The organism is Vibrio sp. TRT 29B02, assembly GCF_050113655.1.
Taxonomy (GTDB): domain Bacteria; phylum Pseudomonadota; class Gammaproteobacteria; order Enterobacterales; family Vibrionaceae; genus Vibrio.
Genome location: NZ_JBNJOJ010000006.1, coordinates 102,676 through 118,318, shown reverse-complemented (window position 1 = coordinate 118,318; position 15,643 = coordinate 102,676). Strand labels below are relative to the sequence as shown.

16 protein-coding genes are annotated in these 15,643 nt (G+C 45.8%); 7 read left to right on the top strand and 9 right to left on the bottom strand.

The annotated features are described in order from the left end of the window. Positions 1–57 precede the first annotated feature (57 nt). From ACQEXT_RS05765 to ACQEXT_RS05740, 6 genes are all read right to left on the bottom strand, one after another. Positions 58–1,776: an extracellular solute-binding protein gene (locus ACQEXT_RS05765; RefSeq protein WP_138970483.1), complete on the bottom strand. Its 1,719-nt coding sequence runs from the start codon at positions 1,774–1,776 to the stop codon at positions 58–60. Positions 1,777–1,891: 115 nt separating this feature from the next. Then, positions 1,892–2,164 (bottom strand): DUF2160 domain-containing protein, encoded by a 273-nt coding sequence (locus ACQEXT_RS05760; RefSeq protein ID WP_138970482.1) that lies wholly within the window; start codon positions 2,162–2,164, stop codon positions 1,892–1,894. Between the two features lie 11 nt (positions 2,165–2,175). Beyond that, positions 2,176–2,994: a carbohydrate ABC transporter permease gene (locus ACQEXT_RS05755; RefSeq protein ID WP_138970507.1), complete on the bottom strand. Its 819-nt coding sequence runs from the start codon at positions 2,992–2,994 to the stop codon at positions 2,176–2,178. A gap of 16 nt (positions 2,995–3,010) precedes the next feature. After that, a complete protein-coding gene (locus tag ACQEXT_RS05750) occupies positions 3,011–3,874 on the bottom strand; it encodes a carbohydrate ABC transporter permease (RefSeq protein ID WP_138970481.1) in 864 nt (287 codons plus the stop codon). Next, positions 3,874–4,974: an ABC transporter ATP-binding protein gene (locus ACQEXT_RS05745; protein ID WP_426951020.1), complete on the bottom strand. Its 1,101-nt coding sequence runs from the start codon at positions 4,972–4,974 to the stop codon at positions 3,874–3,876. Before ACQEXT_RS05745 ends, ACQEXT_RS05750 begins: the two co-directional genes overlap by 1 nt. 5 nt (positions 4,975–4,979) lie before the next feature. Beyond that, positions 4,980–6,068 carry an ABC transporter ATP-binding protein gene (locus ACQEXT_RS05740; protein ID WP_426951018.1) on the bottom strand — a complete coding sequence of 363 codons (1,089 nt, stop codon included), beginning with the start codon at positions 6,066–6,068 and terminating at the stop codon, positions 4,980–4,982. A 344-nt stretch (positions 6,069–6,412) separates the two neighbouring features. On the opposite strand from ACQEXT_RS05740, the gene ACQEXT_RS05735 reads away from it, so the two are divergent. Continuing rightward, entirely contained in the window at positions 6,413–8,281 is a 1,869-nt protein-coding gene (locus tag ACQEXT_RS05735) for a sigma-54-dependent Fis family transcriptional regulator (protein WP_426951016.1), read from the top strand. Here ACQEXT_RS05735 and ACQEXT_RS05730 read toward each other — a convergent pair whose 3' ends face one another. Next, positions 8,282–9,256 carry a TDT family transporter gene (locus tag ACQEXT_RS05730; RefSeq protein ID WP_426951014.1) on the bottom strand — a complete coding sequence of 325 codons (975 nt, stop codon included), beginning with the start codon at positions 9,254–9,256 and terminating at the stop codon, positions 8,282–8,284. 105 nt (positions 9,257–9,361) lie between these two features. On the opposite strand from ACQEXT_RS05730, the gene ACQEXT_RS05725 reads away from it, so the two are divergent. From ACQEXT_RS05725 to ACQEXT_RS05700, 6 genes are all read left to right on the top strand, one after another. Beyond that, positions 9,362–10,255, top strand: coding sequence for a LysR family transcriptional regulator (locus tag ACQEXT_RS05725; RefSeq protein ID WP_331416522.1), 894 nt, complete (start codon positions 9,362–9,364; stop codon positions 10,253–10,255). Between the two features lie 102 nt (positions 10,256–10,357). After that, complete coding sequence (locus tag ACQEXT_RS05720) at positions 10,358–10,660, top strand: YebG family protein (RefSeq protein ID WP_331426669.1); 303 nt, start codon at positions 10,358–10,360, stop codon at positions 10,658–10,660. A 138-nt stretch (positions 10,661–10,798) separates the two neighbouring features. Next, on the top strand, positions 10,799–11,545 hold the full coding sequence (locus ACQEXT_RS05715; protein ID WP_426951012.1) for a copper homeostasis protein CutC: 747 nt from the start codon (positions 10,799–10,801) through the stop codon (positions 11,543–11,545). A 60-nt stretch (positions 11,546–11,605) separates the two neighbouring features. Further along, a complete protein-coding gene (gene ppk2, locus ACQEXT_RS05710; protein ID WP_426951010.1) occupies positions 11,606–12,388 on the top strand; it encodes a polyphosphate kinase 2 in 783 nt (260 codons plus the stop codon). Positions 12,389–12,396: 8 nt separating this feature from the next. Further along, a complete protein-coding gene (locus ACQEXT_RS05705) occupies positions 12,397–13,329 on the top strand; it encodes a LysR family transcriptional regulator (protein WP_426951009.1) in 933 nt (310 codons plus the stop codon). Positions 13,330–13,595: 266 nt separating this feature from the next. Further along, positions 13,596–14,108 carry a hypothetical protein gene (locus ACQEXT_RS05700; protein ID WP_426951008.1) on the top strand — a complete coding sequence of 171 codons (513 nt, stop codon included), beginning with the start codon at positions 13,596–13,598 and terminating at the stop codon, positions 14,106–14,108. Here ACQEXT_RS05700 and phoU read toward each other — a convergent pair. Further along, the gene (phoU, locus tag ACQEXT_RS05695; RefSeq protein WP_426951006.1) at positions 14,105–14,803 is read right to left on the bottom strand and encodes a phosphate signaling complex protein PhoU; all 699 of its coding nucleotides are present in this window, start codon (positions 14,801–14,803) and stop codon (positions 14,105–14,107) included. The genes ACQEXT_RS05700 and phoU overlap by 4 nt on opposite strands. Before the next feature lie 20 nt (positions 14,804–14,823). Then, positions 14,824–15,642, bottom strand: coding sequence for a phosphate ABC transporter ATP-binding protein PstB (pstB, locus tag ACQEXT_RS05690; protein WP_269377649.1), 819 nt, complete (start codon positions 15,640–15,642; stop codon positions 14,824–14,826). Position 15,643: the final 1 nt, after the last annotated feature.

Below are 15,643 nucleotides of genomic sequence, written 5' to 3'. Positions count from 1 at the left end.
TAGACAGACAAGAGCGGGTAGGAGGGAGAAATTATCAACTCATTGTTAGAGAGCTAATTATTGAGCGATGAGATCTTTGTAAGCGATCGTTTTGCCTTGTGGCTTTTCATTGGCCAGCTTGGCTTTAGGCGCACCAGGTTGCGACAACCAGTACTGTGGATCTTTCTTCTCATTCAGTTTCGGACCACACTCACCTTGTGCACCACTACGCTCTAGACGCTGTAGTACACGGTCTTGTGCTTGCGCTAGACCATCCAATGCTTCCTGAGGCGTTTTCTCGCCACTTGCCGCTTCAGAAACGTATTGCCACCATAGCTGTGCTAGCTTCGGATAGTCAGGAACGTTGGTTCCCGTTGGCGTCCACTGCTTACGTGCATCACTGCGGTAAAACTCAACCAAACCGCCGAGTTTCGGCGCAACTTCTGTCATAGCATCAGAGTTGATGTCTGATTCACGAATTGGAGTCAAACCAACCAGCGTTTTCTTCAAACTCACTGATTTCGATACCACAAACTGAGCGTATAACCACGCTGCCTGACGGCGGTCAAGTGGTGTGCTGTTTAGGAATGTCCAAGAACCTGCATCCTGATAACCCAGCTTCATGCCTTCTTCCCAGTAAGGACCACGTGGAGAAGGTGCCATACGCCATTTTGGCGTACCATCTTCATTCACGACCGGTAGTCCAGGTTTGGTCATGTCAGCAGTAAAAGCGGTGTACCAGAAGATTTGCTGAGCAATGGAACCTTGCGCCGGAACTGGACCTGCTTCACCAAACGTCATGCCCTGAGCTTCTGGTGGTGCGTACTGCTTGAGCCAGTCTACGTATTTGGTTGTCGCATACACTGCGGCTGGGCCATTGGTTGCACCGCCACGAGCGACATCTGAACCGACTGGTTTACAGCCTTCAATACGAATGCCCCACTCGTCAACCGGTAGACCATTTGGAATACCCTTATCGCCAGCACCAGCCATTGAGAACCATGAGTCAGTGAAACGCCAACCTAGAGAAGGATCTTTCTTACCGTAATCCATGTGTCCGTACACAGGCTCACCATCGATAGTCTTCACTTTATCGGTGAAGAACTCTGCAATATCTTCATACGCAGACCAGTTCAATGGAACACCGAGTTCATAGCCGTACTCTTTTTTAAACTTGGCTTTTAGATCTTCGCGCTCAAACCAGTCCGCACGGAACCAGTATAAGTTCGCAAACTGCTGATCAGGAAGTTGATACAATTTACCGTCAGGCCCCGTTGTGAAATCCAAACCAATAAAATCAGGCAAATCCAAATATGGGTTAGTAACGCTTTTTCCTTCACCAGCAATGAAGTCTGAAATAGGTACAACTTTTCCGTAACGAACGTGAGTACCAATTAAGTCGGAATCGTTAATGTAGCCATCATAGATGTTACGGCCAGTCTGCATCTGAGTTTGTAGTTTCTCAACGACGTCACCTTCTTGAATTAGGTCATGATTCACCTTAATTCCGGTAATTTCATAAAATGCTTTCGCCAAAACTTTCGCTTCGTACTCGTGCGTTGTGATGGTTTCAGAGGCAACATTAATTTCCATACCTTGGAAAGGCTTAGCAGCATCAATGAACCACTGCATCTCTTGCGTTTGTTCCTCTTTCGACAGTGTCGAAGGAGTAAACTCTTCACTCATCCACTTTTTCGCTGCTGCTATATCAGCTAATGCAGCAGGAGAGATTGCAGCAAGCGCAAATGTCAGCGCCAAACTACGTGCAAGGTAAGACTTTTTGATATCCTTTTTCATTCTAGTGTAACTCCAGTTATGAGTATTCTGTCTCTTACGTTATTGATTACGCTCATGACCCTATGACTATGGCTTACTGTCAGCTTGGTCAGGAGCACATGTCAGTCAGTTGTTGTTATCCCCATTTCAAAACCGTACCCAGCCAAACTACGCAGATCGTAAATGGCACCCAAATTGTCAGTTCAGTAAACCCAATAAATCCCAAGTGGATAAAAGCGGAGCTTAATAAACCGATAAACAGCCGATCACCACGAGTGGTTGTGATCGGAAGGAATCCTTTGCGCTCAATACATGGTGTACGAATTTCTCGAACCGTCATCGTGAGCAAGATCAGAGCTATTCCTAGGAAGAACAGTGCTGAAGGTGTAGTCCATGCCATCCAAGCCATAATGTTTCTCCTTATACTCGACCTAACGCGAAGCCTTTCGCGACATGATTTCTAACGAACCAGATAACCAAAATACCCGGTAAGATGGTCAGTACCCCAGCCGCAGCCAACACACCCCAGTCAATACCCGACGCGCTCACGGTTCGAGTCATAACAGCTGAAATTGGCTTGGCCTCTACGGATGTCAGCGTACGAGCAAGCAACAGCTCGACCCAACTGAACATGAAGCAGAAAAAAGCCGAGACCCCAATCCCCGAACGGATCATCGGCAAAAAGATTTTGATGAAGAACTTAGGAAAGCTGTAACCATCAATGTAAGCGGTCTCATCGATTTCGCGGGGAACACTCGACATAAAACCTTCCAGAATCCATACCGCAAGAGGCACATTGAACAGACAGTGCGCCAATGCGACCGCAATATGGGTGTCAAATAAACCAACCGAAGAGTAAAGCTGGAAGAATGGCAGCAAGAACACGGCTGGTGGTGCCATACGGTTGGTTAACAGCCAGAAGAACAGGTGCTTATCACCGACGAACTTAAAACGAGAGAACGCATAAGCAGCAGGCAACGCAACCGTTAAGGTAATAACCATATTCATCACTACATAGATGATCGAGTTGACGTACCCCATATACCAACTAGAGTCGGAGAAAATGGTCTGATAGTTCTTAAACGTCCAGTTCTCAGGAAAGAAGCTCAGGCTTCCTAATATCTCTTGGTTTTCTTTAAAAGACATGTTGAGCAGCCAGTAAATTGGCAGCATCAAACAGATGATGTAGAACGCTAGCCCGACGATCTGTGTGTATCGGGTGTATGTTGATTTTGTCATCGCCATTGTTGTTTCCTTACTTGCTTTCACCGTGCGTCATTGCGGTGTAGAACACCCAGCTCACCAATAGGATGATCAGGAAGTAGATGATCGAGAATGCCGCAGCCGGACCAATATCAAACTGACCAATCGCCATTTTGGTGAGTGTCTGACTGAGGAATGTGGTTGAGTTACCAGGGCCACCGCCAGTTAAAACAAACGGTTCGGTGTAAATCATGAAGCTGTCCATAAATCGGATCAGAATGCCGATCAGAAGAACGCTCTTTAACTTAGGTAGCTGAATGTAACGGATGATTGACCATGTCGAGGCTCGGTCGATATTCGCAGCTTGATAGTACGCATCCGGAATCGCGCGCAGCCCCGAATAACACAGGAGTGCTATCAATGAAGTCCAGTGCCAGACATCCATCAGAATCACGGTCAACCACGCATCAATTGGATTGCCTGCGTAGTTGTAATCCACCCCCATACCATTGAGAGCCCAACCAAACAGACCGATGTCTGCACGGCCAAAGATCTGCCAAATGGTCCCTACCACGTTAAGCGGGATCAGCAGAGGAATGGCCAGCACAATTAAGCAAAAAGCAGACCAGCGACCTTTGGTTGGCATGGTCAAAGCAACGATGATACCTAGCGGTACTTCGATGAGCAGAATGGTAAAAGTGAATCCAAACTGGCGCAAAAGTGCACCGTGCAACCTTTCATCATTGAGAATCTCACGATACCACTCCGTGCCGACGAAATAAGCCGTATTGGCGTCAAAGATATCTTGTAGCGAGTAGTTCACTACGGTCATAAGAGGAACAATGGCACTGAAAGCCACCAGCGCAAACACTGGCAGGACAAGAAACCATGCTTTATTGTTTGAAACCTTATCCATTACTCTTCCCCTACATTGACTAAAAATTCATCGACATACAGCATGGTCCATTGCTCTGGGAAGCTGATATAAGCGTGTTTATCAGGCACTGGCTGATCTTCTTGTAAGCGTGCTTTGATCTGCTTAGAACCCAATTGCAAGGTGACGATTTTGTAGGTACCAAGATCTTCGACATGGAGCACTTCACAGCTCAACGCCGACTCATTACCTTTCTCCCATACGTGGACAAACTCAGGTCGAATGCCGATTTTGATGTTATCGCTCCCTGCCTGAGAGATAGCGTGGCGGTAAGATTCAGATAGTGGCACTTCTACATCATCAAACCGAACGCCATTTCCCGTTGGAGTGACTTCCATTAAGTTCATCCCCGGGCTACCAATGAAGTAACCAACGAAGGTGTGATTTGGTCGTTCAAACAACTCACGCGGCGTTCCAAACTGAACAATCTGACCGTTGTACATCACGGCAATTTCATCAGCGAAAGTGGACGCCTCAAGTTGGTCATGAGTCACGTAGACCATGGTGATATTGAACTGCTGATGAATCTGTTTGAGCTTGCGGCGCAGCTTCCATTTCAGTTGTGGATCGATAACCGTTAACGGTTCATCAAACAGAATCGCCGAAACATCATCTCGAACTAAACCACGCCCCATAGAGACTTTCTGTTTTTCATCCGCCGTGAGATGCTGGGCTTTTTTAGACAACACATTAGTCAGCTCCAGAATCTCTGCGATTTCAGTCACCTTGGAATGTATTTTGGCTTTATGAACCTTCATATTGCGCAGTGGGAATGCAAGGTTGTCGTACACCGTCATGGTGTCGTAAATCACCGGAAACTGAAAAACCTGAGCAATATTGCGATCTTGAGGACGAAGTTCGTTCACCCTCACATCATCAAACATCACATCCCCTTGAGATGGGCTCATTAAGCCAGAAATGATGTTGAGCAAAGTGGATTTACCACAACCAGAAGGCCCTAGTAACGCGTAGGCTCCTCCTTGTTTCCAAACATGGTTCATCTCTTTGATGGCATAAGTCGAAGAAGACGTGGGCTTCTTATCATAGGTGTGAGCCAGTGAATTAAGTGTAATTTGAACCATGAACGCTATCCCCTAACATCACGAATCGGGGCATGGATGAGATTGTTATCCATACCGAAGACATAAAATTTGTGGATTGGAATGTAGATTTTGATCGTCTCATCAACGTCGTAGCTATGAACGCCCGGTAAATGCAGTACCATATCGAGATGAACGTTGCGCACGTGAAGGAAGGTTTCAGAGCCACTGATTTCCGCCACTTCAACCTGAACGGTGAGCTCAACATCATCATCATTTTTAGGCAGCAAGCTCAGATGACTTGGCCGAATCCCAAACTGGTAATGACCCATTTCCAATTTACTTAGTGACTGATTTAACGGGAAATGTGCACTTTGATCGAACGTCACTTCGTTCGAGGTTATTTCCCCAGCAATAAGATTGATCGGCGGTTCACTAAATAGGGTCGCGGAGTCCACATTGTCTGGGTGATGGTAAACAGAAGCGGTTGGACCAGACTGAATCACTTTTCCTTCATGAAGAATGGTCGTCGTACCTCCTAGTGCTAGTGCCTCGTTCGGTTCGGTCGTCGCGTAGATAGCAATCGTATGTCTGGTCTGAAATAGCTCGCGCATCTCCTGACGTAACTCTTCACGCAATTTGTAGTCAAGATTTACTAATGGCTCATCGAACAGAATGATCTCTGCATCTTTTACCAAAGCTCTTGCCATAGCCGTACGCTGTTGCTGACCACCTGATAGCTCTAGTGGGTACTTGTTTAAGTGTTCAGTTATGCGCAACATTTCTGCTGTCGCATAAACGCGTTCCTGAATCTCTTTATCTGCCATCCCTGCAAGTCTTAGAGGCGAAGCCACGTTCTCAAACACAGTCAGGTTGGGATAATTAATAAACTGTTGGTAAACCATTGAGATGTTACGGTCGCGTACCGACACGCCCGTCACATCAATACCATTGACTAAAATCTTCCCAGAAGTCGGACGATCCAGCCCTGCAATGAGCCTCATTAAAGAGGTCTTACCCGCTAACGTACGTCCGAGCAACACGTTAAACGAGCCCGGCTCAAAAGTGAGGTTGACATCAGAGATATGCATATCTCCGTCAACATATTTGCTTACCTGCTCAAGTGTTAATGACACTAAAAACTCCTTACCATTCGAACAACAATCTTTTTCGATATTGCTCACTACAGCGAGAGTCGTGCCAACTTAAACAAATAAGCAACAAAAAATTCACATATCGTCTTACAGCCCTTTAAACATAAAGATATTTTGATGAACAAGTCAGTAAGGCACTTGGTTTATTAGCAATTTCGCATATGAGACCCCTGTAACATTTGTTAATAAAATGTGTTCAGTTGATGTTCAATGTGTTCATGGAAGTGATATGTTAGATGAGCGTTTGTGATCATTAACGTTCACATACGAACAATTAGAATAATGACTTAATTCAGGCCAATTTAACGCTGCAAGTGGTCAAGACTATGGACAAAACACATCTATCTATGATTGAGCGATCCTGGCAAAGGTGCCGGGAGGCGGGGCTCGTTCACAATAGTCATCCAATAATTGAAATGGAGACCGGTCAGGCCTTTAGCCATACCCTTGAAGAGCATTCAGGGCTATTAACCACTACCCAGCAAAAGGTATTGCCCTTCTATGACAGCTTACTCGCCAACAGCAACTGCCTGATCACATTAGCGAACACCAATGGACAAGTGTTGAACAGTTGGGGTGAACAGCGTTTCTTCTCGCAACGGCAGCCTCAAGTCTTTCAGAATGGCGTTAACTGGCAGGAAAACCTGATTGGCACCAACGCAATTGGTACAGCACTAGAGACAGGTTCCATTGTTCAAGTGTTTCACGATGAACACTTCTTAACGTCTAACCGCTTTATGACGGGCTCCGCTGCCCCATTATTTGATGCAGACAGAAAAATGGCCGGAGTGCTCTCGATATCCAGTGACGCCTACATGCCAACCGCTCACACTCTAGGTATGGTAAAGCTGATGTCACAGGCGATTGAAAATCAACTAATTGCGTCCAAGTTTCAAGCAGAACACTATCTTTTGTGGTTTAACACTTCAGCGGAAAATATTGATAGCCAGTGGTCTTCCCTCTTGGTGTTCAATGAACAAGGTGTGATCATTTCTGCCAACCGTCGAGCCGAAGTGGTCTTAGGGCAAGATCTGGCACTTCAGCGTTTAGATCAGATCTTTGATATAAGACTGGAGCAGTTACTATCCCACCCGCCTTTTAATCCAGCAGCAATCACAACCCACTCTCGCTTTAGCTTTTTTGGCATTATTACACCGCCTAAAGTGCCTAAAGGACGTCAACTCGATTATCGTAAATCGGCTGCCAAAAGCGATCTTAAAAACGCCAAAGCACCTCTAGACTTAGAGCGACTCAACATGGGCGATCCAAGGCTGGCGAAAGCCATCGCTCAATCGAGCCGTATTCTCAATACCGACATCCCTATCTTGATTCATGGCGAAACGGGCGTCGGCAAAGAAGTATTCGTCAATGCGCTTCACTTATCCAGCGAACGTAAACATGCTCCGATGATTGCAGTTAACTGTGCCGCAATTCCTGCCGAGTTAGTCGAATCAGAACTGTTTGGCTATGAGAAAGGCGCCTTCACGGGAGCGAACAATAAGGGCTATATAGGCCTGATCCGCAAAGCGGATAAAGGGACACTGTTTTTAGATGAGTTGGGCGATATGCCTATGAATGTTCAGGCGCGCCTGTTGCGGGTTCTTCAAGAGCGTAAGGTAACACCTCTTGGTTCTACGACCTCTTATCCTGTCGACTTCAAACTGGTCTCTGCCACTAACCGCAACCTCAAACAAGATGTTGAAAGAGGCACTTTCCGACAAGATCTCTACTACCGAGTCACCGGATTGAACCTCTCATTGCCTTCACTAAGAGAGCGAACAGACAAAGAAGCCCTAGTGAAGTTTTTACTGGCTAAATACGCCCTAGATGGTGAGGCACCTAACATCAGTCTCGAAGTGTTGTCGATGTTCAAATCCCACCCTTGGCCAGGAAATATTCGCCAGATGGTTAGTGTCATTCAGATTGCGCTGGCGATGGCTGGCGATGAAACCATTAGCGTAGAACATCTTCCTGATGATTTCTTACAAGATTTGCAACCGTCTCAGCCCGAAGTATTTTCTCCACCAGACCATCACATCGGTCTGCCTTCTAGTCGCAGCCAAGAAACCATAATCAGCGAAGATTGGATGGCGGTTTATGAACAAAACGGTCGCAATGTCTCTGCGACCGCTAAGGATTTGAACATTAGCCGCAATACTTTGTATAAGCGGCTAAGAGAGCAAGGAGTACGTTAATCAGTGGGAGACCAAACCTAATGCGTGACTCACTGGTTTGTAGAAAGCGAGGTATCTTAGTGCAACATAGCCAACGACAACTGTTGCAACCACCAGCTCTAAACCCGCAAGCCAGTGAATTTGGGCAACATACTCACTGGCGATACCGACGCTCTCCATCCACACACTGAGTTTAAATAGAGCGGTAGAACCAATCACCATTGGGAAGGTGAACGCGGCATAACCTGGACTAAATGGCAGTCTAAGTAGTTTGATAAATGCCAGATAGATAATCGCTGTCATCAAGACTGCAATACCAAACAAAAGACCAATGATAACGGGTGATGGCTCAGCCGTGACCGTCAAGTAACCCGCAAGTGAAAGGCTGGCAGGTGCTGCCATAATCGCCATGGTTGGTTTCGCAGCATCAGGAATTTCATGCGTGAACATCAAACGATAGATCATTAGAGGTAGCATAATCGCATATGCCAACATACCAAAGATAAGCGCACCCATAGCAATTTGAGTCAATGCTGGATTGCCCGAAAAAGAGACATCAGCAACGATGATTCCCACGGGTGGAACGAACCAGCTTGGTACCATATGGTGAAGCTCAAAATCCTGCATGCGATGGTAAGCAAAGCTGGTAAGAAACACGATATGTAGCCCTACTGCAAATAGCCATAACATGTCGCCCGCTAGTGGAATAAAATGCCCCAAAGAGTTCGATACCACCATAGTCGCCATCGCGAAGGTAGGTACCACACTGCCCACAACTGGGTGAGCAAGATCTTCACGTAATAGGTGGCGATGAAACAAGAATTTTACCGCGAGGACCAACAACAATACGCTGGCAATTAAGGCTCCAGACCACTGCGCGTAACCGTTAAAAGGGGCGGCATTTTCCCAACACCAACCTAAACTGGCAATCCCTAGAGCTAAGCCCGCCATAGGAGTAGGCGCACCCATCACTTTTGCTTTTGCTGCTTTAATCATTCTTGCCTCACAATCTCTTTAATTCGAGGTCAGTTTACGCTTGCCAAATGTTCGAAACTATCTAATTATTTAGAACACACGTTCAGATAAACTAAACACAAAATTATGGCCGCTAACATCTCTCTGAAACAACTAAAGGTCTTCATCGCCATCACTCAGCATGACACCCTGACGGCAGCATCTGAAGCGCTGTTTTTGTCTAAAGCGGCCGTAAGCATGGCACTCTCTGAACTTGAAAAACAGATCGGTCATTCACTATTTGATCGAGTAAATAATCGACTTATCCTCAATCAAGAGGGGCAGAAACTACTGCCTTTAGCGGATGAAATCATTGAGCGTGCGCAAGATATTGAACAGCTGTTCGATAATAATCAGGCATTGTCAGGCCAATTAAGAATTGGAGCCAGTGACACCATAGGCAACCAACTTGCCCCGTATCTACTCAGCGACTTTCGCCGCGAAACCCATCACCTTGCACAAAGCCTATTTATCTCCAACTCAGCACTCATCTGTGAAAAACTGGTCGACTATGAACTCGATCTGGCACTGATTGAAGGGAAAACACTGCATCCTCAGTTAATTTCAACTCAGTTCAGCGACGATGAAATGTGCGTCATTTGTGCACCGAATATGCCTTTTGCACAGCAAGGAGTCATTACCGTTGGTGAGCTAGAGAATAGCCATTGGATCCTACGCGAGCCAGGATCCGGTTCCCGTGAGTTTTTTCTACGAGCCATCGCCCCAAGAATTGAACATTGGCAGGAATCATTCCAACTCAACACCACAGAAGCCTTGATCAATAGCGTCTCTGCTGGATTGGGATTAGGTTGCCTCTCCAAACTGGCTGCAGAGCCAGCATTAAAAGATGGTCGCGTGGTGGAACTCCAGTTACCTCTCGATATGAAGCGCCGCTTCTGGCTACTGGTTCACAAAGAAAAATACCAAAGTCCCCTGCTGAAAACCTTTATTGAGTATTGTCATCAATGGCGCAAAGACTAGCCACTTGGATCTCAGAATTGGTCAGTAACCTAGACTTAATCGGTTAAAAACTGTATAAACAGACAGTAAATATTTTCAATAATTTGAGTTAGAGGACCAACCATGGCTGTAATCGTCAAGTACGTGGTAGAACGCAACGGAGAAGAGAAAATGACTTTTACCTCTAAAGCGGAAGCTGACGCATATGACAAGATGCTCGATATGGCTGATGAGCTTTTTGAGCTATTGGGTAAAAGTGAACTGCTAGAAGATGATGGCAAGCAAGAAGACTTGGCCATGTTCCTAGCACAAAACAAAGAAGAAGTGCTCTATGCACTTGGTGCAAAGCGTAAACCAACACCAAAGCAATCAAAAAAGATTGAAGCTGTTGAAGATAGCGAAGAAGCGCAAGACGACGCAGCGTAACCAAGCAATTCCGATTTGAAACCTCAGCCTCAAGCTGGGGTTTTGTTTTTTAAGGGGAAGTAAAAACTTCCACGTTTACCCTAATATGTTGCAATGGCACTGCTAAAATGACCTTACCTTTCCAAATGAGCAACAGCCATGAAATACCATATCGAAGTCTGCATTGATAATTTAGAATCCCTCCATTACGCCATCAATGGCGGTGCTACCCGCATTGAGCTCTGCTCATCACTCGCTTTGGGTGGTCTCACGCCTAGTTTCGGCCTGATGAATAAAGCGGCTCAAATAGCCTCGATTCCGGTTTACGCTATGATTCGCCCTCGACAAGGAGACTTTGTTTACGAGCAAGATGATATTGACTCTATGTTGCTGGATATCGAAGCCGCCGCAGAAGCAGGATTACAAGGAGTGGTTCTTGGAGTCCTAACTCCTGAAGGCAAGATCGATATGCTCGCGGCTCAGCAATTAACCGACAAAGCGAAAATCTATGGGCTCGGAATCACTTTCCATCGTGCTATCGACCAATGCGTTGATTGGCAACAAGCGATAGAAGACATTGTTTCACTAGGCTGTGAACGTATTCTCACCTCAGGTTTGGCAGCCAATGCCGAACTTGGAATCGACGTTTTAAAACAGATGGTAACCCTGGCTGATGGGCGTATTTCCATCATGGCTGGCGCTGGGCTAAACGCAGAAAATGCGCAATCCATCGTAATGCAAACCCGAGTTAGAGAAGTCCACCTATCCGGAAAAGCGACTCGCCCTAGCAAAATGCAAACCCAGAACAATCAGACCAAAATGGGCAATCAAGATACCGATGATTACCTTATTCCCGTCACAAGTAGCGAAGCTATTGAAAAGGTAGTGAAAGTTCTCAGTTCTTAGCCATATCACTCTCATCCAGATAAAACTAATGCTAACCTTTTGATAACAAAGGAGTGCATTATGGGCGACGGTAAACTAACTAAAAAATACTACGAGAACGAACTTCAACGATTGCAAATCGAGTTAGTCAAACTGCAAGAGTGGGTTAAGCAGGAAGGACTCAAGGTCGTGGTTATCTTTGAAGGTCGAGATGCTGCAGGGAAAGGCGGCGTGATAAAACGCATCACTGAGAAACTCAATCCTAGGGTATGTCGGGTTGTCGCCCTACCGGCCCCTACAGAAAAGGAAAAAACTCAGTGGTATTTTCAACGCTACGTTGCCCATCTGCCAGCGGCAGGCGAAATCACTCTGTTTGATCGAAGCTGGTACAACCGAGCGGGGGTTGAAAAGGTGATGGGGTTTTGTACTCCCGAGCAGTATGAAGAGTTTCTAAGATCTTGCCCTGAGTTTGAACGCATGCTGCAACGTTCGGGCATTATTCTACTCAAATACTGGTTCTCTGTTTCCGATGAAGAGCAAGAGAAACGCTTTTTAGGACGTATAAATACGCCTATCAAACGCTGGAAATTTAGTCCAATGGATCTCGAGTCTCGCAATCGATGGGCAGAGTATTCAGAAGCAAAGGATCAGATGTTCGCTTACACTGATACCAAGCAGTGCCCTTGGTGGGTAGTCCCTTCAGATGATAAGAAGCGAGCGCGACTTAACTGTATCAGCCACTTGCTTGAACAAATTGAGTATCAGGAAATTTCCTACCCAAAAGTCGAACTACCAGAACTCAACAAAGAAGGCTATATTCGAGCTCCACTTGAAGAGCAAACCTTCGTTCCACAGAAATACTAGGGCAGAAAATGGCAAAGGATCTGTTTTACAGCTTAGATTTAAACCTGTTACGGACATTTCTAGTTCTTTCTCAAGAACTCAACATGCGTAAAGCTTCACAACGCCTGTTTGTCTCCCAGCCTGCCATCAGTCAAGCCCTGCAAAAACTACGTAACCATTTTGATGATGAGCTGTTTGTCAAAGTCCCTAAAGGGCTGGAGCCGACACCATTTGCCCATCAGTTGGCAAACTCAATCACTCCACATCTTGATGGACTGGCAAAGGCGCTTAATCAGGTCGATACGTTTGATCCCAAAACGCTCTCTGGTTCCATTAAAATTGCCGTAGCGCCTATTGTATTAACTTGCCTCTCTGGTGCGCTGTTTCTACGTTTGAGAGAGCAAGCTCCCAATTGCACTATTGAATTGATCGGCTGGCAACGCTCTACTTTTGAAGAAATTATAAAGGGTGAAATACTGCTCGGAGTCAATCTCGAAAGCGAAGCGCAACAAAATATACATCAACAAAAACTGGTTGAACTAACAGGAAAAATCATCGTTCGAAAAGACCACCCAGTAACCAAAAAACAAGTCACGTCACATGACATGGCTCCCTACCCTATCGCTTCAGTTATCACCCCTGGTTGGAACGACAATTTTGTTTATGCCGCTGAGCTGATGAAACAAGAAGGGGTAGCTCCTGAAGTCGGATTCCGATCAGAATTTGTCATGGCGGTGGTAGACGTCATTCAACATAGTGACTTTTTCTTGCCTCACTCTAACTTATTTCCGATACAAAGCTACCCAACCCTCAAAGCGCTTGATGTCACAGTGCAAGGCCAGCCCTATCTTCACAATGTATACAGTTTTTACCACTGTAAATACCGCCAAACACCATTGATTGAGTGGCTCCACCAGCAAATTCAACATGTGCTTAACCAGCAACTCGCCAACCCGATATAATGAAAAGCCTCGATCATAATCTGTCTATCACGCTCTATTCTCCTTCATTACTCCATCTCACTTCGAAAAACGTCATTCAAATTTTTATTGGCCACAAGTAAGAAGCAATGCTTATCAGATTAATAAGAGATACTAATTAGTACCTATCTGGCTTAGTGCTTAACATTTCCTCACTAGAGCAAAGATACCAAGGATGGACAAGCATTACTGCGCTTCAGTTTTAGAGGCCATTGCTCCAAATTACGGCAAAATCTTTGGTACCTATCATGAAAAAACAACTGTTAACTCTGGCTCTCTTGGCTCCGATGACGGCTAGTGCGACTGGCTTACATATATCACCTGAAATAAAAATGGGTCCCTACCTTGCGGCGGGGATCTCTGGAGGAGGACTGCAGCTCGGATTAACTGATATCGTAGGGCTTGATGCCTTGTATCTCAGCTATTCACATACCTCAGCGGAGATTTTGCTCGATAAAGATCGTTTCAAGACCTACCGCGTCGGCGGCCAATATCAATTTATCGATCACCCAATGAAGATGGCGCTGCAACTTGAAGGGGGAGTTGTTGAGTATCAAGGCACTCGTGATTACATCTGGTCGAGTGAAGCTAAGTATAAAGAGGCCACTGGAGCCACTGTTTCAGCAGCTTGGGTAGTATTTGTTAATGACAATATCGGCTTTAGAGTTGGCAGTGACGTCCACTATATTGATCAGAGCAAAACACTGTTGGGGACGCACTGGTCAGCCACTTTTTCCACTGGGGTCGTTTTACACTTTTAACGCAATGCGTCATCAATGCTTTGTTCGCCCAAGTGGCGAACATCTTTGCCTTTCACAAAGTAAATAATGTATTCACAGATGTTCTGGCATCGATCGCCAACCCGTTCTATTGCACGCGCAGACCACATAACTTGCAAAATGCTTGGAATATTTTTGGGGTCTTCCATCATGTAAGTCATTAACTGACGAATGACCGCTTCATATTCCGCGTCAAGTTTATCATCGAGCTTGTACACTTCTGCTGCCGCATCAACGTCCATACGGGCGAAAGCATCCAACACTTGGTGCAACATACTAATTGCGTGGCGGCAAAGAGGTTCTAATGAGACATGAAACTGACGTTCTTTCGTCGTTGGCGATTTAATGGCCGCATGCGCAATTTTAGCCGCTACGTCACCGATACGTTCGAGATCTGTAATGGTTTTGATGATCGCCATAACAAGACGCAAATCTTTCGCGGTTGGCTGGCGCTTAGCAATGATGCGAGTACAAGCTTCATCAATCGACACTTCCATCGCATTAACTTTGTGATCATCTCGAACCACTTGTCTTGCGAGTTCAATATCATCTTTGTACAGAGCTTGCATAGCAAAAGAGAGCTGCTGCTCAACCAAGCCGCCCATAGTTAAAACATGAGTTCGGATCGATTCTAACTCGACATTAAACTGACCTGAAATATGACGTCCAAAATTCATAGAATCTCCGTTAAAACTGCTTAACCATATCGACCAGTAATGTAGTCTTCGGTCTGTTTTTTCAATGGTGAAGTGAAGATAGAATCCGTATCAGAATACTCAATCAATTTTCCCATATGAATAAATGCGGTGTGATCACTCACTCGCGCGGCTTGTTGCATGTTATGTGTGACGATGACAACGGTATATTGAGTTTTCAGCTCGTTAATCAACTCCTCTATCGTCAACGTAGAGATGGGATCGAGCGCCGATGTCGGCTCATCAAGTAGCAATACTTCCGGTTCAATCGCAATGGCTCTAGCAATCACCAGTCGCTGCTGCTGACCACCAGATAGTCCAAATGCATTCTCGTGTAAACGATCTTTCACTTCATCCCAAAGCGCTGATGCTCTAAGAGCTCTTTCTACCGCATCATCAAGTGAGCGGCTATTTTTAACACCTTGCAGACGCAGACCGTAAACCACATTCTCGTATATTGATTTAGGAAATGGGTTGGGTCTTTGGAAAACCATCCCTACACGGCGACGTAAGGTTGCAACGTCTACATCTGGATCATAGACGTTTTTTCCATGAAGTCTGACTTGCCCCTGCACTTGGCAGCCTTCAACCAAGTCATTCATTCGGTTTATACAGCGCAGAAGCGTGGATTTCCCACATCCTGACGGACCTATGAATGCAGTGACTTGCCCCTTTGGGATTCGCATCGAGACACCACTCAATGCCTGCGAACTCTTGTAGAACAAGTTTAAATCCTCGATCGCAATCGCCGTTTGCTCATCGCTCAAATTGTTCACATCTAACGGCGCGTGGTAGCCGAGTGTTTGATTGACAGAAAACATG